Below are 18399 nucleotides of genomic sequence, written 5' to 3' on the forward strand. Positions count from 1 at the left end.
GCGGTTGGCTAACCGCGACCAAAAGGTGATCGTACCGAAGCAAAGCGACCCTGTTGGAGGAGTTCATTGTGAAGTGCACGACGCACCTCAGTCTGACTCACCGCTTTCTTGGATTTCGCTTCACGTTCAGCATATTTTTTCTTAATAGCAGCGATATTATAACCTTCAGAGATATAATCTTTGATTTCAAGCAGACGATCCATGTCATTCAAGGAATACATGCGACGGTTCCCTTCGTTTCGATCAGGCTTAATCAACTCTTGATCTTCATAATAACGAATCTGACGCGCCGATAGATCGGTCAACTTCATAACACTGCCGATAGGAAAAACAGCCATATTTCGGCGAAATTCTTTTTCCTTCATTTACAATTTCCTTCTTTCTGTCTATTATAGTCTAAAAAAAGACAAACGTCAATTGATAATGTTATAAAATGTAACATTATTTTTCTTTTTTCTCTAAAATGAGCCGAATACGATCAATATCGTAATTTACGAGAATTGCGACAAAAACTCCCATGAAAGTTTCTGATACACGCGCAAACACGTACAAAATCGTTTCCCCACTCGGAATTGATAAGGTAATGATTAACATAGCTGCTACACCACCAATAACCCCTGCTTTGTTATTCATGGCTACATTTGTCATAATGGTTAACATGGTGCAGATTGGAACAACAACTAAGGTTACCCAAAAGGCTTCGTGGAAAAAACTATTTATTAGGAAGAAAACCAAGGCATAGAGGCCACCGATACTATTTCCTAGAATACGCGAAGTCCCAAAATGAACACTCTTATCAAAACTCTCCCTCAAGCTAAAAACGGCTGTCAAAGCACCGATTTGAAGACCTTTCCAACCAAAAAAGCCAAAAATCAAGAGAACTAGAAAAACAGCAATACCTGTTTTAAAGGTTCGCATACCAAGTTTGAACTGGGATTTATCGAATTTATATTTTTTAAAATAACTCATAATCTCAACTTTCTATTTCCATTTTATCATAAATTGGCTGATTTTATGATGAATAGTTGAGAGGAAGCGTTTTTATTTTAAGCAAAAGAAAAGAGGAACTTTCACTCCTCTCTTCTTTGATTCATTTATGAAATCTTATTTTTCTGTCAAAGCTGCAAGTCCCGGAAGAACTTTTCCTTCAAGAAGTTCCATTGATGCCCCACCACCGCGTCACAAATACCTCCACTAGCACAAAAAGGTGACATAGCCACCTTTTTGTTAACGTTTCAGTTTTGTTCCTTTTTCTACAAAATCAGGATTTTGTAGAGACTAACGGGCTGAAATCATTTTTCTGTAAGTGCAGCCAAGCCTGGCAATACTTTACCTTCGAGAAGCTCCATTGAAGCGCCTCCGCCCGTACTAATCCATGAGAATTTGTCTGCGCGGCCAAGGTTAATCGCTGCGGCAGCTGAGTCACCACCACCGATGATTGATTTAACGCCAGGTTGTTTCACGATAGCGTCCATCACACCGATTGTACCAGCTTGGAAGTCTGGGTTTTCAAATACACCCATAGGTCCGTTCCATACAACTGTTTTGGCACCAGTCAAAGCTTCGTCAAATTTAGCGATAGATTTTGGACCGATGTCAAGACCAAGGAAGCCTTCAGAAACTGCTTCACCTTCAGTGTCACGCACTTCAGTGTAACCAGCAAATGCGTTAGCTTCTTTTGAGTCAACTGGCAAGATCAATTTACCGTTTGCTTTTTCAAGAAGAGCTTTAGCGACATCCAATTTGTCTTCTTCTACAAGTGAGTTACCGATTTCGATACCTTGTGCTTTGTAGAATGTGTAAGTCATACCACCACCGATAAGGACTTTATCAGCTTTTTCAAGCAAGTTTTCGATAACACCGATCTTGTCTGAAACTTTTGAACCACCAAGGATAGCCACGAATGGACGTTCTGGAGTTTCAACTGCTTCTTGGATGTAGGCAATCTCGTTTTCAAGAAGGAATCCAGCAACTGCTTTTTCAACGTTTGCTGAGATACCAACGTTAGATGCGTGTGCACGGTGAGCTGTACCGAATGCATCGTTTACGAAGATACCATCTCCAAGTGATGCCCAGTATTTACCAAGTTCAGGATCGTTTTTAGATTCTTTCTTGCCGTCAACATCTTCGTAACGAGTGTTTTCAACCAAAAGAACTTGTCCATCTTCAAGAGCGTTGATAGCTGCTTCCAATTCAGCACCACGAGTGACACCTGGGAAAACAACATCTTGACCAAGTTTTGCTGCCAAGTCTGCTGCTACAGGAGCAAGTGATTTCCCAGCTTTATCAGCTTCTTCTTTCACACGTCCAAGGTGAGAGAAAAGAATTGCACGTCCACCTTGTTCGATGATGTACTTAATAGTTGGAAGAGCTGCTGTGATACGGTTGTCGTTAGTGATTACGCCATCTTTCAATGGTACATTGAAGTCAACACGAACGAGGACTTTTTTACCTTTCAAGTCAACGTCTTTAACAGTAAGTTTTGCCATGTTACAAAAACCCCTTTATTTATTTTATTCGAAACTATTATATCACACTTTGGAAATATAAGGAAAGATTTCACAAGATTTTTCGATATTTAATCTTCATGCCATGTTAGAGTGTATTATTTTTACTTTTTCTAACGAATTTTCTTTCTAAAATCTTAGCTTAACACTTGTTAGATTTACTTTTATCCTTTAAAATAGAATAGGAGAAATTCCGTTATTATTTTTCGGAGGAAAAAGAAATGTCCATTAATTGGCAGGAAATTTTATTTCACTTTTTAGGTGGTCTGGGACTATTCTTATATAGTATCAAGACCATGGGAGACGGTTTGCAACAAGCTGCTGGAGATCGCCTTCGTTTTTACATTGACAAGTACACTAGCAACCCCTTTTTAGGTGTTCTAGTCGGAATTGTCGTGACTGCCCTGATTCAGTCAAGTACAGGGGTTACAGTTATCACGGTTGGTCTGGTCAGCGCTAGTCTTCTAACTCTTAGACAGGCTATCGGAATTATCATGGGAGCCAACATCGGAACCACCGTTACTTCCTTTATCATTGGTTTCAAGCTTGGCGAGTATGCTTTACCCTTGATTTTCCTTGGAACCATGTTCCTATTCTTTACAAAAAACAGAACAGCAAACAATATCGGGCGCATCCTGTTTGGTGTAGGGGGAATCTTCTACGCCCTCAACCTCATCAGTGCCGGTATGAGTCCTCTTAAAGATCTACCACAATTCAAGGAATACATGGTAACCTTGGGACAAAATCCTGTATTAGGAGTTTTTGCCGGTGCAGTGATTACCGTTCTCATCCAAGCTTCTTCTGCGACAATCGGGATTTTGCAAGGTCTCTATGCGGGTGGATTCCTTGACCTTAAAGGTTCGCTACCAGTTCTCTTCGGGGATAATATCGGGACAACCCTAACCGTTATCATCGCGGCAGCTGGAGCCAATATCTCTGCAAAACGCGTTGCTGCAACCCACGTTACCTTTAACGTTTTAGGGACTATTCTTTGCTTAATCTTATTAGGTCCATTTACGTCTATGATTGAGTACTTCCAGGCACTCCTTCACCTCTCACCTGAGATGACCATCGCCTTCTCTCATGGTGCCTTTAACGTAAGTAACACTATTGTACAATTTCCATTCATCGGAGCCTTGGCCTACTTTGTCACCAAGCTCATCCCTGGTGAAGATGAAATTGTGAAGTACGAGCCACTTTATCTTGATGAACATTTGATTAAACAAGCTCCATCAATCGCCCTCGGAAATGCCAAAAAAGAACTCCTTCACTTGGGAAATTATGCTTCTAAAGCCTTTGACCTTTCATACAACTACATCATTGACCTCAATGAAAAAGTTGCTGAAAAAGGACACAAGACAGAAGAAGCTATCAATACCATTGATGAAAAATTGACTCGTTACCTTATTACTCTTTCAAGTGAAGCCCTTAGCCAGAAAGAAAGTGAAGTTCTGACCAACATCCTGGATTCATCCCGTGATTTGGAACGGATTGGGGACCACGCAGAAGCGCTAATCAATCTGACTGACTACCTTCAACGGAAAAATGTTGAGTTCTCTGAAGCTGCTTTGCAGGAATTGGCTGATATCTATCAAAAAACCACTGGCTTTATCAAGGATGCCCTTGATAGCGTGGAAAACAATGATATTGAAAAAGCTCAAAGTCTGATTGAACGCCATAAAGAAATCAACAATATGGAACGTGTTCTCAGAAAGACTCACATCAAACGCCTCAACAAGGGTGAGTGTTCAACACAAGCTGGGGTCAACTTTATCGACATTATTTCCCACTACACTCGTGTGTCAGACCACGCTATGAATCTAGCTGAAAAGGTCATCGCTGAACAAATCTAAGATCCAAGAAGCTATCCTAAATAGGATGGCTTTTTCTTTTCCTAATCAAGAATTGCTTTTTTTACATATAGAAAAATGCTTTGATTCACAATGGAATCAAAGCATTTTAAAGAGTTCCCCATACATAATCGCAGAAACCGCAGTTCCTCTGTACTTGGCTTCTTCTCTTTTGATAAAGCGAGCCAAGTTGAGCAGCTCAGGTGCCGGATGTTTGGGATTTAGGAGCAATTCACGATTGACCAGGCCTGAGAGACGAATTGCCAACAATTGCTCATTTGTAGTAGGCAGTTTTTTAGCAGTCTCTAGGAGAGCAGCAACTAAATCTTCACTCAAATCATGTCGAGCATGATTGTAAAGATCTTTTATAAGGCTTTCTAGGTTTGGTTCTACCATCCCTACCACCTCCCTTATGGTTTAATAATTTTTAATCAAATCAACTGTTGAACGATCCAATTTTTTCACCAAGGCTTGCAAGAAAGCTTGAGCTTCTAGGAAGTCATCCATAGCGTAGAGGGTTTGGTGAGAATGGATATAACGAGCGCAGACACCGATAGTTGTTGATGGAACACCACCATTTTTCAGATGAGCTGCGCCAGCGTCTGTTCCGCCTTTACCACAGTAGTATTGGTACTTGATACCAGCTTCCTCAGCTGTTGTCAAAAGGAAGTCCTTCATACCTGGGAGAAGCAAGTGACCTGGATCATAGAAGCGAATCAAGGTTCCATCCCCAATCTTGCCTTGACCACCGTAGACATCACCTGCTGGTGAGCAGTCAACTGCTAGGAAAACTTCTGGGTCAAATTTAGTTGTAGAAGTATGAGCACCACGGAGACCAACCTCTTCTTGGACGTTAGAACCTAGATAGAGTTCATTTCCGAGTTTTTGACCTGAAAGAGCTTCTGCCAATTCACTAACCATGAGTACACCATAGCGGTTGTCCCAAGCTTTTGAGATGATATTTTTTTCATTGGCTGTCAAGATTGCAGAGCTATCTGGTACGATGGTATCTCCAGGACGGATGCCAAAACTTTCTGCCTCAGCCTTATCCGCAAAACCACCATCAAAGACGATATCTGCAATAGCAGGTATGGTTGGTCCACCCTTACCACGAGTCAAATGTGGAGGGACAGAGCCTGAAATCACAGGAATTTCACGACCGTCACGAGTAAAGAGTTTAAAGCGCTGGCTACTAACCACCATAGGATTCCAACCACCGATTTCTACGACACGAAAAGTACCATCTGGCTTGATTTCGCTGACCATAAAACCAACTTCATCCATGTGAGAAGCGACCAAGACGCGCGGTGCATCCGCAGCTTCTGAATGTTTAATCCCGAAAATACCACCCAAGCCATCTGTCACCACTTCATCCACGTGCGGTGTCAACTTTTCACGAAGATAAGCGCGGACAGGTGCTTCATGACCTGAGATCGCAGCAAGTTCTGTTACTTCTTTGATTTTTGAAAATAATGTTGTCATTTCAGTTCCTTCTTTCTTTCATCCATTTTACCACTTTTTATAGGAGAAGGATAGCGGGAAGGTGGATTTCTAAATTAGTATCTTAGTCTTACTGTATCTTAGAAAAAGCTTGTATTTTCTTGCATGTGATATAAAATCCAAGAAACATTCCAAGATTAACTCGAAACTTTATTTCCAAACAAAAAACAATTTAATTCCAAAATCGTTCAATTTTTTCATGAAATTTACAGAAAATAGTTGACTTTCCTTTCTTCTTTCTTTAAAATAGTACAAAACTAGAAAAAGGAAAAAAATCATGACCAAAACAATTCTTGTTACAGGTGGAGCTGGGTACATTGGCTCCCATACCGTTAAAGCTCTTTTAAATGCTGGCTACAAGGTGCATGTCTTAGATAATCTTTCTACAGGAAATCGTTCAGCTGTAGATAGTCGTGCTAGCTTTAAACAACTGGATGTTTATGATGCTAGTGCCTTAAAGGATTACTTAGAAGAAAATCAGATTGATGCTGTTCTGCATTGTGCAGGTGAGATTGTTGTGAGCGAAAGTATTGAAAATCCAAGTAAATACTTCACTGCCAATGTTGCTGGTATGAACCAAGTTCTCAAAGTCTTATCTGAAGTTGGCATTCAAAAAATCATGTTCTCTTCGACTGCTTCCCTCTATGGTAATAACTGTATTGACAAGCCTGCAACTGAAGATACCCTGCTCGACCCTGTCAACCCTTATGCAGAAACAAAACTGATGGGCGAACGAATGATTTACTGGATGGCTAATCGTTACGATTGGAAATATGTTATTTTCCGTTACTTTAATGTTGCTGGGGCTGAAATGGATGCTTCAAACGGCCTGCGTGTAAAAAATCCAACTCACATCATTCCCAATATCAACAAAACCGCATTGGGACAAAATGATAGCCTAAAAATATTTGGAGATGACTACGATACACGTGACGGTTCATGTATTCGAGATTACATTCATGTCTTGGACCTTGCACAGGCTCATGTGAAAGGGATGGATTATCTATTTCAAGAAAACAGTTCTTCTCAAATCTTTAACTTAGGAACTGAAAAAGGCTATACCGTCAAAGAAATCTTTAAAACTGCTGAAGAATTACTGAATCAAAAAATACCACACGAAATTGTTGCTCGTCGTGCTGGTGACCCAGCTAGCGTCCTAGCAGACGCATCAAAAGCTAAAAAATATCTTGATTGGAAGGCTAGCTACTCCCTCGAAGATATTATTTTATCGGATTATCATTGGCGTGTTAAAGAGGGGAAAAACATTTTGGAATAGGATAACAAAGGAGAAAGGCTTGGCGCTCTCTCCTTGTTTTATTTATTAAATTGTCAGAAAATTCATTGACAGATTAAAGAAATCGTGTTACAGTAATATCCGCAGGTATCTTTCGGTACCAAATCAACATGAAAGGATGGGGTATGAAACTTTCTCATTATTTAATTGGCTTACTTCTACTCCTAGTCTTTCTCTCTATTAGCATTGGAACCAGTGATTTTTCATGGGGAAAGCTCTTTGCTTTCGACCAGCAGACCTGGCTTCTCTTTCAAGAGTCCCGTCTTCCAAGAACCATCAGTATTCTCCTTGCGGCCTCTAGTATGAGTATGGCAGGACTTCTCATGCAGACTATCACTCAAAATCAGTTTGCTGCACCGAGTACAGTTGGAACCACTGAAGCTGCCAAACTAGGAATGGTATTGAGCCTCTTTGTCTTTCCGTCGGCTAGTCTGACACAAAAGATGCTCTTCGCCTTTGTTTCATCCATCGTATTCACCCTCTTCTTCCTTTCCTTTATGACTATTTTTACTATAAAGGAAAGGTGGATGTTGCCTCTGATTGGGATCATCTATAGTGGAATTATCGGTTCTGTGACAGAAGTTATCGCCTATCGTTTCAATCTGGTTCAGAGTATGACAGCTTGGACCCAGGGCTCCTTCTCCATGATTCAGACCCATCAGTATGAGTGGCTCTTCTTAGGCCTTATTATCCTGATAGCCGTTTGGAAATTATCCCAAACCTTCACCATCATGAATCTAGGAAAAGAAACCAGTGAAAGTTTGGGGATTTCCTACTCCCTACTTGAAAAACTAGCCCTCTTTCTGGTAGCCCTAACGACAAGTGTCACCATGATTACCGTGGGTGGCTTATCATTTCTAGGAGTTATCGTTCCCAATCTTGTTCGCAAACGCTATGGAGATAATCTAAGTCAGACCAAACTCATCGTCGCACTGGTTGGTGCCAATCTAGTTCTGGCCTGCGATATCCTATCCCGAGTTCTGATTCGGCCCTATGAGCTGTCTGTCAGTCTTCTACTAGGAATCATTGGTAGCCTCGTCTTTATCCTACTTCTCTGGAGAGGGGGACGAAAAGATGCAGTCTAAAAGCAAACATACTAAGCTATTATGGCTTCTCATTATTCTTGCTATCGGAGCTTGTCTCCTCTACTTTTGGCCCATCACTCACTTGTCAGCCTTTGCTTGGAAGTTACGTTCCCAAAAAATCATCGTTTATCTCTTGGTAGCCATCGCGACTGGGATTTCGACCATTAGTTTTCAAACCCTGACGGAAAATCGCTTCCTTACGCCTAGTATTTTAGGAATCGAATCCTTCTACGTCCTACTGCAAACTCTGCTACTGGTTTTTGAAAGCAAGTTTCTGCAACTTGGTAAGTATCCTATCTTTGAATTCCTAATCTTACTTCTTGTCCAATCTCTCTTCTTTCTCGCCTTGCAAGGTTACTTGAAGACACTGATGAAACAAGACCTGGTCTTCATCCTGCTAATCTGTCTAGCCCTCGGAAGTCTCTTTCGAAATATCAGTACCTTCCTTCAAGTCTTGATGGATCCAAACGAATACGATAAACTGCAGAACAGTCTCTTTGCCTCCTTTCAACATCTCAACACTTCCATCCTAGCCATTGGTTCTCTGATTATCCTTGCTTTGACCATCTTTTTCTTTCGAAAAGCAGTCATTCTGGATGTCTTGCACCTACAAAGAGAAACGGCTCAGATATTGGGACTCGATGTTGAAAAAGAACAGAGAGAACTCCTCTGGGGCATCGTGCTTTTGACTTCAACGGCTACTGCCTTGGTAGGGCCTATGGCCTTCTTCGGTTTTATGCTGGCTAACCTCACTTACCTAATCGTCAAAGACTATCGGCACAAGTTACTCTTTATCGTGGCCATTCTGGTCGGATTTATCAGTTTGACCTTGGGACAATCCCTGATTGAACGAGTCTTTGCGCTGGAAATTCGCATCAGTATGGTCATCGAGAGTGTAGGGGGGCTCCTATTCTTTATCTTACTACACAGGAGGGCACGTCAGTGAAACTGGAAAACATTGACAAATCCATTCAAAAACAGGATATTTTGCAAGGCATTTCGCTTGAGGTCAGTCCTCAGAAACTAACAGCCTTCATTGGTCCAAATGGTGCTGGAAAATCGACTCTCCTCTCCATCATGAGCAGACTGACCAAGAAGGATCAGGGAATTCTCAGTATCAAAGGTCGTGAAATCGAGAGTTGGAATTCACAAGAACTGGCTCAAGAACTGACTATCCTAAAGCAGAAAATCAATTACCAAGCCAAATTGACTGTTGAAGAACTGGTCAGTTTTGGACGTTTTCCCTACAGTCGAGGTCGACTGAGACAAGAAGACTGGGAAAAAATCCGAGAAACTCTGGACTATTTAGAACTGACCAACTTAAAAGACCGCTACATCGATAGCCTGTCTGGAGGACAACTCCAGCGGGTCTTTATCGCTATGGTACTGGCCCAGGATACAGACTTTATCTTGCTGGACGAACCACTCAACAATCTCGATATCAAGCAAAGTGTCAGTATGATGCAGATTCTCAAGCGACTGGTGGAGGAACTCGGAAAGACCATTATCATCGTCCTCCACGATATCAACATGGCCAGTCAGTATGCAGATGAAATTGTTGCCTTCAAGGACGGCCAAGTCTTTTGCAAAGGAACGACAGATCAAATCATGCAGGCTGACCTACTCAGTCAACTCTATGAGATTCCCATCACGCTGGCGGATATCAATGGCAAAAAGCTCTGTATCTATAGCTAGTAACATAGAAACTCTAGTTAGAGAACCCTCAGTCTCTTAGCTAACAAGCCTATCAAAGACACTCCCTAAATCGTTATCACATTTTAAAAAGGAGAAATCATGAAAACATCCCTCAAACTTTACCTAACTGCCCTAGTAGCCAGCTTCTTGCTCCTACTTGGTGCATGTAGTACAAACTCAAACTCAAGTACCAGCCAGTCGGAGTCAAGTAGCTCTGCTCCAACAGAGGTAACCATTAAAAGTTCACTAGGTGTAGTCACACTTTCAAAAGTCCCTGAAAAGATTGTGACCTTTGACCTCGGTGCTGCGGATACTATTCGCGCTTTAGGTTTTGAAAAGAATATCGTCGGAATGCCTACAAAAACTGTTCCGGCTTACCTAAAAGACCTAGCTGGAAAAGTTAAAAATGTTGGTTCTATGGTTGAGCCAGACCTGGAAGCCATTGCTGCTCTTGAACCAGATTTGATTATCGCTTCACCACGTACCCAAAAATTCGTAGATAAGTTCAACGAAATCGCTCCGACTGTTCTCTTCCAAGCAAGCAAGGATGACTACTGGACTTCTACCAAGACTAATATCGAATCCCTAGCAAGCGCCTTCAGCGAAACAGGTACACAGAAAGCCAAGGAAGAATTGGCCAAGCTAGACAAGAGCATCCAAGAAGTCGCTACTAAAAATGAAAGCTCTGACAAAAAAGCCCTTGCCATCCTCCTCAACGAAGGAAAAATGGCTGCCTTTGGTGCCCAATCTCGTTTTTCTTTCTTGTATCAAACCTTGAAATTCAAACCAACTGATACAAAATTTGAAGACTCACGCCACGGACAAGAAGTCAGCTTTGAAAGTGTCAAAGAAATCAATCCTGACATCCTCTTTGTCATCAACCGTACCCTTGCAATCGGTGGAGACAACTCTAGTAACGACGGTGTCCTAGAAAATGCCCTCATCGCTGAAACTCCTGCTGCTAAAAATGGCAAGATTATCCAACTAACACCAGACCTCTGGTATCTAAGCGGAGGCGGACTTGAATCAACAAAACTCATGATTGAAGACGCACAAAAAGCCTTGAAATAAGCTACTTCAAACTCAACTAACATCTTTACATGATAAAACGCATCCTATCAAGCTCACTCAAACCTGATAGGATGCGTTTTTATCATTTCACTAAAATATTTTTACCTAGCCTTATTTTTCTTCTTGATTCCGTTTAAGGGAAAAATGGTCTGGCACAGAGTCCTTACCCGTTTTCGACCAGGGATGGCAACGTAAAATCCGAGCCAAGCCCATCAAAACACCCTTGAAGCCATGTTTTTCAATAGCCTGAATCATGTAGTTGGAACAAGTCGGCTCAAAGCGACAAGAGGGTGGAAAGGCTGGCGAGATAAAACGTTGGTAAAAGCGCACAGGCGCTATTAAAATTCGTTTCATTATTTCTTGGTTACAGCCATGGTGTGTAGTTGGCTGATTTCTTTTTTATTAAGACGACGGGATTCACCTGGACGGAGTCCTGTCAAGTCTAGGTGTCCAAAACGTGTACGAGACAACTTATCTACTTGAAGACCGACAGCTTCAAACATCTTTTTAACCTGGTGGTTACGCCCTTCATGGATGGTCAACTGCACCACAGAGCGGTTTTTGACTGGATCCACTTTGAGAATCTCATAGACAGCCGGCTTGGTTTTCTTACCATCAATCTCCAGTCCACGGGTCAAGGGGCGGAGATTATCCTTATTGGCCACACCTTTAACACGCGCGACATAAACCTTGTCAATCTCATTACGAGGGTGAATCATCTCATCCGTAAAATCCCCATCATTGGTCAAAATCAAGGCTCCTGATGTATCCCAGTCCAAACGACCTACAGGGTAGATGCGCTCTTTCACGTTGGGCAAGAGGTCCACAACAGTCTTGCGGCCCTTGTCATCTGTCACGCTGGAAATGACACCGCGTGGTTTGTTAAGCAGATAGTAGACCTTTTCTTCGTTGTAGATAGGTTGACCTTCAACTTCTACCTTGTCGCCTGACTTGATGGTCGTTGATAGTTCACGTACCACCTGGCCGTTAACCGTCACCAAGCCTTGCTTGATGAACTCTTCTGCTTTTCTCCTACAGGCCACACCTGCGTGGGCAATATACTTATTGATTCTCATCTTCTTCTATCCTTTCACCAAATAATTGGCTTTCTTGGGCTTGAATTTCAAGCTCATCAATCACTGGTAATTCTTCCAAATGATTTATCCCCATGTAATCTAGGAAATAATCTGTAGTCACATAGAGGTTGGGGCGCCCCAACACTTCTTTTTTCCCGTCTTCCTTTATCAGGTCAAAAGCCTGCAACTTTGCCAAAGCCCCACTCGAGTTTACCCCACGGATGGCATCAATTTCTATCCGTGTGATGGGTTGTTTGTAGGCAATGATGGACAAGGTCTCAAGGGCAGCCCGAGACAAGCTCTGGTTGATAGGCGCCTTGGAATATTCCTTCAAAATCTCTGCAAATTGAGGCTTGGTCACCAATCTATAAGCTCCCCCTGTCTCAATCAGAGCCAAACTGGAATCTGGGTCCTTTTCATACTTCTGGGCTAATTTTTCTAAACTCTGTTGGATGCCTGTCGGTGGCAGAGAGAGGAGTTCAGCTAACTGGCGGACTCTAATCCCATCTTCACCCGCTACAAACAAGAGCGCTTCTATTTTTGCTAAAGTACTCATCTTTCCTCTCTATCAAGTCTAGCTTTGGGCCACTTGACTTTCTTCCTTCTTTTCCATGAGATAAATATCTCCGAAACTCTCCTCTTGCACGAGGATCAACTCCTGGGTTTTGATTAACTCTAGGGTTGCCAAAAAGAGGGTAATGACCTCTTGAACATTCTGGGCTTCCTTAAACAAATCCTGCAAGCACAATTGGTCTCGTCCAGCCAAGGACTCTTTCACGATAACCATCATGTCCTCAATCTTATACTCATCCCGCAAGATGGTCGTGTGATTCTGAGAGAACTCCTCTTTTTTCTTGGCTAGGATATTTGAAAAAGCCAAAAAAAGGTCAATGGTCGTCTTGTCATGAACAAGCTCCGCATCTTCGTAAATCAACTCTGTCGGCGCTTTGGAATAGTACTGGGCCCGTTCTTGGTGCTTGGCTTCCAAGTGCTCCCCCAAGAGCTTGAACTTGCGGTATTCTTCGATTTGGGAAAGAAGATCCTGCTCCAGGTCATCCTCCAAGTCTGTCACTTCTGCTACCTTTGGAAGTAGTTTGCGACTCTTGATCAGCATGAGCTGACTGGCCATAACCATGTACTCCCCCGTCACTTCCAGACGCATGGCCTGCAGGGTTGAGACATAAGCTAGATACTGTTCGATGACTTCCGTAATGGGTACATCGTAAATATCCATCTGGTACTTAGAAACCAGGTGCAAGAGCAAGTCCAGGGGCCCTTCAAAATCTTTTAATTTAATATCCATTATCTATATTTTTCTAAGGTCAGGACTGTTCTTAATCCTAATTTTTTTGCAATTTCGTACAAATCAACCTTGTTTTCTATTTGTCTTAGAATGAACTGCTCCCGCAAGGCTTGGGCTGACAGATATGGGAAACCTTTCTCCTTGACAAAGGACTCTAGCTGACGGAAGGCCCACTGACGAGAATAGGCTTTTCCTGCCCTTTCAAAAAGATAGGTCTGGCCCATCAAGGGTTCCAATTCTGGAATCAAGATTGTGGGAATGGTGACAATCCTCTGTTGGGAAGCCTTCTTGATTCGCAACACCTGAAAATTCAGATTGATATCCTCAACCTTGAGAGCTAAAATCTCACTTGGCAAGAGTCCCATTTCTAGGATTAAGAGCGCTAGCAAGCGTCCCTCTGGATAGTCGCTTTCCTGCCAAAAAGAGGCTAGTTCTAGAATTTCTGGCTTTTCCGTCTTCTTCTCAGCTTGTTTAGCTAATTCCAAACGATAAAATCTGTCCACCTCTCCTTTTTGATAGAGAAAGTAGAGAAATTGATTACAGGCCGAAAGTTTCCGTTTCTGGGCGCTGATTTTTAGATTGGCTAGCTGGGCTTGGTAAATCTTGAGACTGGTCTCAGAAATCCGCAAGCCCACGACGTCTAAAAATTGTTCCAGATCATACTTATAGGACTGCTTGGAATTGACAGACAAGCCCTGTTTTTCTTCTAAAAAGGCTGAAATCCTGTCTCTCATTTGCATCGAATCTCATATTCCTTACTAAAGTCATGCAAGAGGGCATTGACTGCCTTGAGGATAGACTTGCGTGTGATAATTCCTTGGAAAATACCAGACGCATCCACAACCGGCAAGAAGGACTCATCTACCAGCTTGTGCAAGACCTCCGTAATGGTAAAATCAGGCGAGACAACCGCTACGTCCATTCTCGTCATATGAACGATATCCGTATCTGCCATGATTTCTTGACTCAAGTCATGCTCCATCTGATAAGCCATAATATCTCTGAGCCCAATCGTCCCAACAAAGTGTTTTTCATCTGTTACAACAGGAACACGGGTATAGGTCATCTGACTGAGCAAGAGAGTCGCATGATCTGCATTATGAGTATCAATCAACACAGCCAGATTTTCAGCAGGAGTCAAAAATGTTTCCTCCTGCCCCAACAAGAAAGTCTCAAACTCCTTGGCAATCATCGGCTAAACTCCTTGGACAAGCCCGGATACACCTCATGGTCTCGTGTCAAAAAGTCCACTTTGAAATAACTGTCATCAATCTCCACACGAGCATAGAGACATTCTCTGATGGTCCCACGTGGTTGACTGATAGAACCTGGATTTAGAAAGAGGGTCTTACCTTCCATCCAAGCACTTGGCACATGCAAGTGACCATAGAGACAGATATCGGCATCTTCCTCCTGAGCCCAGTAGCCCAACTTTTGAAAGTTGAAATTAATGTCAAACAAGTGACCATGAGTTTGGATAATCTTGGTCGAACCAAGCTCAGTCACCAAACGTTCTGGGTAGCCGGCGTAGAAGTCCATGTTCCCTTTAACTACACGGATGCCCTCCCAAAGTGGAGAATCAGGACGCAGTTCAGAATCACCGTTATGAAAAACGGCATCAACTTTGCCCACATAGCGATCACGGATTTCTTCCACAATCAAGCTATCGCCATGAGAATCGCTCATTACAATGATGGTTTGCTTTGCCATGATGGAAATACCTCCAAAAGTTTCTTAACGGCTAAGGCACGGTGAGATTGACTATTTTTTTCTTCAAGGGTTAATTCAGCTGATGACTTGCCTGTCTCTCCTACAAGGAAAAGAGGATCATAGCCGAAGCCATTTTCACCCTTGGGTTCAAAGTTAATATAGCCTGGCCAGTCTGCTTCAACAACCAAACTTTCCTTGTTTGGACTGGCTACGACTAGGGTTGTATGGAATTGAGCCGAGCGGTCCTTGAGTTCAAAGACCATGGCCAATTCGTGCAAGAGTTTAGCATTATTTTCACGGTCAGTTGCTCCCACACCTGCGAAACGAGCTGACCAGACGCCTGGCAAGCCACCAAGGACATCGACTTTCAGTCCAGAATCATCTGCCAAAACCATCTTGCCCGTTAATTGAGAAATAGTTTCTGCCTTGAGACGGGCATTTTCTTCAAAGGTCATGCCTGTTTCAGCTACTTCAGGCAAGTCAGGATAGTCATTAAGATTTTCCACATCGTAGCCTAGCTTGTCAAAGATAGCTCGGAATTCCTTGGTCTTGCCCTCGTTACGAGTCGCAATCAATAAGGTTTCTCTGACCTTGTTTGTCTCAAAGAATGCTTCTACATCAACACCTTCTTTAGGCAATTCTACATACAAGAGTTGCCCATTTTCAACTAAGAGCAGAGCCCCCTGACGTTGGATGACTTCCACATTTCGTCCCATTTCTTGGTTGAGGATATCTACCACAAAAGACAATAAACGGTAGAGAGAACCATAGCGTAAAACAGTAACAGAAACAGGAAAACCTCGATCCTCATCTCGAAATCTTTGGGCAAACTCCAATAGAGGAAAATCCAAGTCATCATCCGTCAACGTCCGGACGCCACCAAAAATACCATAGGACCCGACATACCAGTCCTGGTCATCCTTGTATTCATAAATTTTATTTGTCATAATTCTACATGCTCCACATGAATCTCTTTTTCAAGCCATTCTTCACCAATTTGTGCAAAACTTTGGCTGCTGGCTGTTGTGTAAAAACGGTGATGAAGTGGTCCAGCATCGCGACCACGATTGATTTCAAAATAATTGAGTAAGACTGAGATGTCCCGTACGCACTCTGCCCCACTATCAATGAGCTGAACCTTGGGTCCCATGACATTTTGAATAATAGGTCTGAGCAGTGGATAATGGGTACAACCCAAAATCAGGCTATCCACCTTTCCAACCAAGGGACGCAGGGTTTCATAGACCACTTTCTTGGTGACACTGGTTGACAGAGCACCAGACTCCACCAAGGGAGCAAACTTGGGACAGGCCAAACTCTCCACCTGTAAGTCCGGATCCAAATCATGGATTTTCTGACGGTAAATATCAGATTGTACCGTCATGGGAGTTCCAATCACTCCGATTTTCCCACCTTGACTGGACTTGATAGCTGCCGAAGCTCCTGGCAAAATAACACCTAGGACAGGAATATCTAGTTGAGCCTTGATTTCTTCCCAGACAACGGCAGTCGCAGTATTACAAGCAATGACAATCATTTTGACATCCTTGGTCAAAAGAAAGTTGACCAACTGCCAAGTATATTCACGAATTTGCTCAGCAGGACGGGGCCCATAGGGCGCCCGTGCCGAATCTCCAATATAGACGATTTCTTCATGGGGAAGCTGGCGCATGAGCTCTCGCACAACGGTCAAGCCCCCGACACCCGAATCCAAAAAACCAATTGGTCGATTATCCATACAGTCTTCTTTCTAGTCTTTTTTCTGATTGATAGTTCATTATGATTACCGTTCCTTATGAACTGAATAATGACAGCCTAATCAATAACCATCTCTCTTAATCATAATCAAATATCAATAGAATGCAAGGAAAAAGTCTCACCCCTAAACCATAGCCAACATAGTGAGAAGTCTGGAATTTTCATCCCAGACTTTTCCTTATTTATTTTTTCTTTTTATTGTTAGCAAGGGCTGCTTTTTGTTGGCGGATGATTTGGTGGTAAACTTGTTGTACCTTAGCTTCGCTTGGTTTTTGACCATTTGCACTCAAAAGAGTACGAACTGCTTCAGCATTCAAACGTGGGTTGTCAGCGAATTCTTTTTCAATTTGCTTACGAACCAAGTACATTCCTCCAAGAGCTCCTCCTAGAAAAGCTAGCACAATCAATACAATTGCTAATAGTAAATCCATCATATTTCTCCTGTTTCTTTTTGAGTCTCTTTCATTATACCACAAACTAGCCACCCTGACTAGTTTGTTTTACGCTTTCAGGAATGGAATAGACAGCCAAAAGAACCCTGCTTTTCTGCAAAAGAGGGCTCCTTACTGACTTTAATTTACATAGATAGCCAATGTTTGATAAGGTCTGAGTAGAATTTTTTCAGATACTTATGTACCTTCATAATTGAAAATCAACGTTTGCCCATTTTGATAGGCTACTGGTAAATCCATTTCCACTTCTGTGGCATAGAAATTAATGAGGCACATCTCAGCCTTTTTCTTTATCCCAAAACTAATTCATCACTGACCAGACTTTGACCACTATTTTTCTGGAAGAGATGCATGAGATCTTCAACCGTCAGATGCTTTTTCTCTTCTCCTTTGACATCTACCACTATCTTGCCTTGATAGAGCATAATGAGACGATTTCCGTACTCAATAGCATGGTTCATATCGTGGGTAATCATCAAAGTCGTCAACTGATGGTGTTCCACAATCTTTTGCGTCAAATCCATCACCATTTGACTAGTTTTCGGGTCAAGGGCCGCAGTATGTTCATCCAAAAGCAAAAGTTTGGGTTTCACCAGAGCTGCCATGACTAGGGTCAAGGCCTGTCTTTGTCCTCCTGAGAGATATTGAGTATCTACTTTTAAGCGGTTTTCAAGACCAATATTCAACTCCTTCAAGGCCTCTTGGAACTGGATTCTATCCTTCTCCTTCACGCCCCAACCAAGCCCTCTTTTCTGCCCACGTCTCAAGGCAATAGCCATATTCTCCTCAATCGTCAAACGAGAAGCCGTTCCCATCTTAGGATCTTGAAAAACACGGGCGATATCCTTGGCTCTCTTTCTTACACTCAAATTTTTAATGGATTTACCTGCCAATAAAAGGTCCCCTTCGTCCACCGATAGATTGCCAGCCAAGATATTCATCAAAGTGGATTTCCCTGCTCCATTTCCACCGATTACAGAGATAAAATCTCCCTCTTCAACCTCTAAATCTAATCCTTTGAGGACATGGTTCTCATTGACTGTCCCTGTTTCAAATGTTTTGTGAATATTTTCAAGTGTTAACAAACTTGCCATAACT

The 18399-nt window shown here is 42.4% G+C and carries 22 protein-coding genes and 1 pseudogene; 6 read left to right on the forward strand and 17 right to left on the reverse strand.

All coding sequences use genetic code 11. From position 1 onward, the window contains the following. Positions 1-8: 8 nt before the first annotated feature. The 3 genes from glnR to ACERDH_RS07910 all read right to left on the reverse strand — a co-directional run bounded on the left by glnR (position 9) and on the right by ACERDH_RS07910 (position 2489). On the reverse strand, positions 9-365 hold the full coding sequence (gene glnR / locus ACERDH_RS07900) for a transcriptional repressor GlnR (protein WP_000659548.1): 357 nt from the start codon (positions 363-365) through the stop codon (positions 9-11). 76 nt (positions 366-441) lie between these two features. Next, on the reverse strand, positions 442-969 hold the full coding sequence (locus ACERDH_RS07905; RefSeq protein WP_218493988.1) for an FUSC family protein: 528 nt from the start codon (positions 967-969) through the stop codon (positions 442-444). A gap of 323 nt (positions 970-1292) precedes the next feature. Further along, positions 1293-2489: a phosphoglycerate kinase gene (locus tag ACERDH_RS07910; RefSeq protein WP_001096743.1), complete on the reverse strand. Its 1197-nt coding sequence runs from the start codon at positions 2487-2489 to the stop codon at positions 1293-1295. Positions 2490-2728: 239 nt separating this feature from the next. Between ACERDH_RS07910 and ACERDH_RS07915 the strand changes: the two genes are divergently transcribed. Next, positions 2729-4360 carry a Na/Pi cotransporter family protein gene (locus ACERDH_RS07915; RefSeq protein ID WP_261063529.1) on the forward strand — a complete coding sequence of 544 codons (1632 nt, stop codon included), beginning with the start codon at positions 2729-2731 and terminating at the stop codon, positions 4358-4360. Between the two features lie 96 nt (positions 4361-4456). Here the strand turns inward: ACERDH_RS07915 and ACERDH_RS07920 are convergent, their stop codons facing one another. Beyond that, entirely contained in the window at positions 4457-4753 is a 297-nt protein-coding gene (locus ACERDH_RS07920; protein ID WP_386685854.1) for a bacteriocin immunity family protein, read from the reverse strand. Between the two features lie 21 nt (positions 4754-4774). Beyond that, positions 4775-5839 carry a glutamyl aminopeptidase gene (gene pepA, locus ACERDH_RS07925; RefSeq protein WP_386685857.1) on the reverse strand — a complete coding sequence of 355 codons (1065 nt, stop codon included), beginning with the start codon at positions 5837-5839 and terminating at the stop codon, positions 4775-4777. Positions 5840-6134: 295 nt separating this feature from the next. Between pepA and galE the strand changes: the two genes are divergently transcribed. The 5 genes from galE (at position 6135) to ACERDH_RS07950 (ending at position 11002) form a co-directional block, all read left to right on the forward strand. Continuing rightward, positions 6135-7133, forward strand: a complete 999-nt coding sequence (gene galE / locus ACERDH_RS07930) for a UDP-glucose 4-epimerase GalE (RefSeq protein ID WP_033681318.1) — start codon at positions 6135-6137, stop codon at positions 7131-7133. 143 nt (positions 7134-7276) lie between these two features. Continuing rightward, positions 7277-8236: an ABC transporter permease gene (locus ACERDH_RS07935; protein WP_386685860.1), complete on the forward strand. Its 960-nt coding sequence runs from the start codon at positions 7277-7279 to the stop codon at positions 8234-8236. Then, positions 8226-9182: an iron chelate uptake ABC transporter family permease subunit gene (locus ACERDH_RS07940; protein WP_386685863.1), complete on the forward strand. Its 957-nt coding sequence runs from the start codon at positions 8226-8228 to the stop codon at positions 9180-9182. The genes ACERDH_RS07935 and ACERDH_RS07940 overlap by 11 nt, the downstream gene beginning before the upstream one ends. Next, positions 9179-9931 carry an iron ABC transporter ATP-binding protein gene (locus ACERDH_RS07945; RefSeq protein ID WP_386685866.1) on the forward strand — a complete coding sequence of 251 codons (753 nt, stop codon included), beginning with the start codon at positions 9179-9181 and terminating at the stop codon, positions 9929-9931. Before ACERDH_RS07940 ends, ACERDH_RS07945 begins: the two co-directional genes overlap by 4 nt. Before the next feature lie 99 nt (positions 9932-10030). Continuing rightward, the gene (locus ACERDH_RS07950; RefSeq protein WP_386685869.1) at positions 10031-11002 is read left to right on the forward strand and encodes a siderophore ABC transporter substrate-binding protein; all 972 of its coding nucleotides are present in this window, start codon (positions 10031-10033) and stop codon (positions 11000-11002) included. A 111-nt stretch (positions 11003-11113) separates the two neighbouring features. On the opposite strand, the gene yidD is transcribed toward ACERDH_RS07950, so the two are convergent. The 12 genes and pseudogenes from yidD to ACERDH_RS08010 all read right to left on the reverse strand — a co-directional run bounded on the left by yidD (position 11114) and on the right by ACERDH_RS08010 (position 18395). After that, positions 11114-11356: a membrane protein insertion efficiency factor YidD gene (gene yidD, locus ACERDH_RS07955; protein ID WP_261814633.1), complete on the reverse strand. Its 243-nt coding sequence runs from the start codon at positions 11354-11356 to the stop codon at positions 11114-11116. After that, positions 11356-12078 (reverse strand): pseudouridine synthase, encoded by a 723-nt coding sequence (locus ACERDH_RS07960; RefSeq protein WP_386685873.1) that lies wholly within the window; start codon positions 12076-12078, stop codon positions 11356-11358. Before ACERDH_RS07960 ends, yidD begins: the two co-directional genes overlap by 1 nt. Next, entirely contained in the window at positions 12065-12634 is a 570-nt protein-coding gene (scpB, locus tag ACERDH_RS07965; protein ID WP_000105302.1) for an SMC-Scp complex subunit ScpB, read from the reverse strand. The genes ACERDH_RS07960 and scpB overlap by 14 nt, the downstream gene beginning before the upstream one ends. 18 nt (positions 12635-12652) lie before the next feature. Continuing rightward, positions 12653-13381, reverse strand: a complete 729-nt coding sequence (locus ACERDH_RS07970) for a segregation/condensation protein A (protein ID WP_386685877.1) — start codon at positions 13379-13381, stop codon at positions 12653-12655. After that, on the reverse strand, positions 13381-14115 hold the full coding sequence (gene xerD, locus ACERDH_RS07975) for a site-specific tyrosine recombinase XerD (protein WP_386685880.1): 735 nt from the start codon (positions 14113-14115) through the stop codon (positions 13381-13383). The genes ACERDH_RS07970 and xerD overlap by 1 nt, the downstream gene beginning before the upstream one ends. Next, on the reverse strand, positions 14112-14573 hold the full coding sequence (gene cbpB, locus ACERDH_RS07980) for a cyclic-di-AMP-binding protein CbpB (RefSeq protein WP_386685883.1): 462 nt from the start codon (positions 14571-14573) through the stop codon (positions 14112-14114). The genes xerD and cbpB overlap by 4 nt, the downstream gene beginning before the upstream one ends. Continuing rightward, on the reverse strand, positions 14570-15091 hold the full coding sequence (locus tag ACERDH_RS07985) for a metallophosphoesterase (protein ID WP_386685886.1): 522 nt from the start codon (positions 15089-15091) through the stop codon (positions 14570-14572). Before ACERDH_RS07985 ends, cbpB begins: the two co-directional genes overlap by 4 nt. After that, a complete protein-coding gene (locus tag ACERDH_RS07990) occupies positions 15067-16038 on the reverse strand; it encodes a nucleoside-triphosphate diphosphatase (RefSeq protein WP_084864510.1) in 972 nt (323 codons plus the stop codon). Before ACERDH_RS07990 ends, ACERDH_RS07985 begins: the two co-directional genes overlap by 25 nt. Then, entirely contained in the window at positions 16035-16829 is a 795-nt protein-coding gene (gene racE, locus ACERDH_RS07995; protein WP_000370376.1) for a glutamate racemase, read from the reverse strand. Before racE ends, ACERDH_RS07990 begins: the two co-directional genes overlap by 4 nt. 202 nt (positions 16830-17031) lie before the next feature. Further along, positions 17032-17280 (reverse strand): YneF family protein, encoded by a 249-nt coding sequence (locus tag ACERDH_RS08000; RefSeq protein WP_000364990.1) that lies wholly within the window; start codon positions 17278-17280, stop codon positions 17032-17034. 198 nt (positions 17281-17478) lie between these two features. Then, a pseudogene (locus ACERDH_RS08005) lies at positions 17479-17577 on the reverse strand (alpha-glucosidase C-terminal domain-containing protein); the annotation flags it as partial. Positions 17578-17591: 14 nt separating this feature from the next. Next, positions 17592-18395, reverse strand: coding sequence for an ABC transporter ATP-binding protein (locus ACERDH_RS08010; RefSeq protein ID WP_084887499.1), 804 nt, complete (start codon positions 18393-18395; stop codon positions 17592-17594). Positions 18396-18399: the final 4 nt, after the last annotated feature.

Origin of the sequence: Streptococcus bovismuti (assembly GCF_042436615.2) — a bacterium.
In the GTDB taxonomy this organism is placed as follows: Bacteria; Bacillota; Bacilli; order Lactobacillales; family Streptococcaceae; genus Streptococcus.

Excerpts from the sequence above, each read along its gene's own strand:
- galE (WP_033681318.1), top strand. The coding sequence starts at position 6,135 with ATGACCAAAACAATTCTTGTTACAGGTGGAGCTGGGTACATTGGCTCC.
- racE (WP_000370376.1), bottom strand. The coding sequence starts at position 16,829 with ATGGATAATCGACCAATTGGTTTTTTGGATTCGGGTGTCGGGGGCTTG.
- ACERDH_RS08000 (WP_000364990.1), bottom strand. The coding sequence starts at position 17,280 with ATGGATTTACTATTAGCAATTGTATTGATTGTGCTAGCTTTTCTAGGA.
- ACERDH_RS07905 (WP_218493988.1), bottom strand. The coding sequence starts at position 969 with ATGAGTTATTTTAAAAAATATAAATTCGATAAATCCCAGTTCAAACTT.
- ACERDH_RS07990 (WP_084864510.1), bottom strand. The coding sequence starts at position 16,038 with ATGACAAATAAAATTTATGAATACAAGGATGACCAGGACTGGTATGTC.
- ACERDH_RS07915 (WP_261063529.1), top strand. The coding sequence starts at position 2,729 with ATGTCCATTAATTGGCAGGAAATTTTATTTCACTTTTTAGGTGGTCTG.
- yidD (WP_261814633.1), bottom strand. The coding sequence starts at position 11,356 with ATGAAACGAATTTTAATAGCGCCTGTGCGCTTTTACCAACGTTTTATC.
- ACERDH_RS07940 (WP_386685863.1), top strand. The coding sequence starts at position 8,226 with ATGCAGTCTAAAAGCAAACATACTAAGCTATTATGGCTTCTCATTATT.
- ACERDH_RS07960 (WP_386685873.1), bottom strand. The coding sequence starts at position 12,078 with ATGAGAATCAATAAGTATATTGCCCACGCAGGTGTGGCCTGTAGGAGA.
- ACERDH_RS08010 (WP_084887499.1), bottom strand. The coding sequence starts at position 18,395 with ATGGCAAGTTTGTTAACACTTGAAAATATTCACAAAACATTTGAAACA.
- ACERDH_RS07950 (WP_386685869.1), top strand. The coding sequence starts at position 10,031 with ATGAAAACATCCCTCAAACTTTACCTAACTGCCCTAGTAGCCAGCTTC.
- ACERDH_RS07985 (WP_386685886.1), bottom strand. The coding sequence starts at position 15,091 with ATGGCAAAGCAAACCATCATTGTAATGAGCGATTCTCATGGCGATAGC.
- ACERDH_RS07920 (WP_386685854.1), bottom strand. The coding sequence starts at position 4,753 with ATGGTAGAACCAAACCTAGAAAGCCTTATAAAAGATCTTTACAATCAT.
- ACERDH_RS07970 (WP_386685877.1), bottom strand. The coding sequence starts at position 13,381 with ATGGATATTAAATTAAAAGATTTTGAAGGGCCCCTGGACTTGCTCTTG.
- cbpB (WP_386685883.1), bottom strand. The coding sequence starts at position 14,573 with ATGATTGCCAAGGAGTTTGAGACTTTCTTGTTGGGGCAGGAGGAAACA.
- pepA (WP_386685857.1), bottom strand. The coding sequence starts at position 5,839 with ATGACAACATTATTTTCAAAAATCAAAGAAGTAACAGAACTTGCTGCG.
- xerD (WP_386685880.1), bottom strand. The coding sequence starts at position 14,115 with ATGAGAGACAGGATTTCAGCCTTTTTAGAAGAAAAACAGGGCTTGTCT.
- ACERDH_RS07935 (WP_386685860.1), top strand. The coding sequence starts at position 7,277 with ATGAAACTTTCTCATTATTTAATTGGCTTACTTCTACTCCTAGTCTTT.
- glnR (WP_000659548.1), bottom strand. The coding sequence starts at position 365 with ATGAAGGAAAAAGAATTTCGCCGAAATATGGCTGTTTTTCCTATCGGC.
- scpB (WP_000105302.1), bottom strand. The coding sequence starts at position 12,634 with ATGAGTACTTTAGCAAAAATAGAAGCGCTCTTGTTTGTAGCGGGTGAA.
- ACERDH_RS07910 (WP_001096743.1), bottom strand. The coding sequence starts at position 2,489 with ATGGCAAAACTTACTGTTAAAGACGTTGACTTGAAAGGTAAAAAAGTC.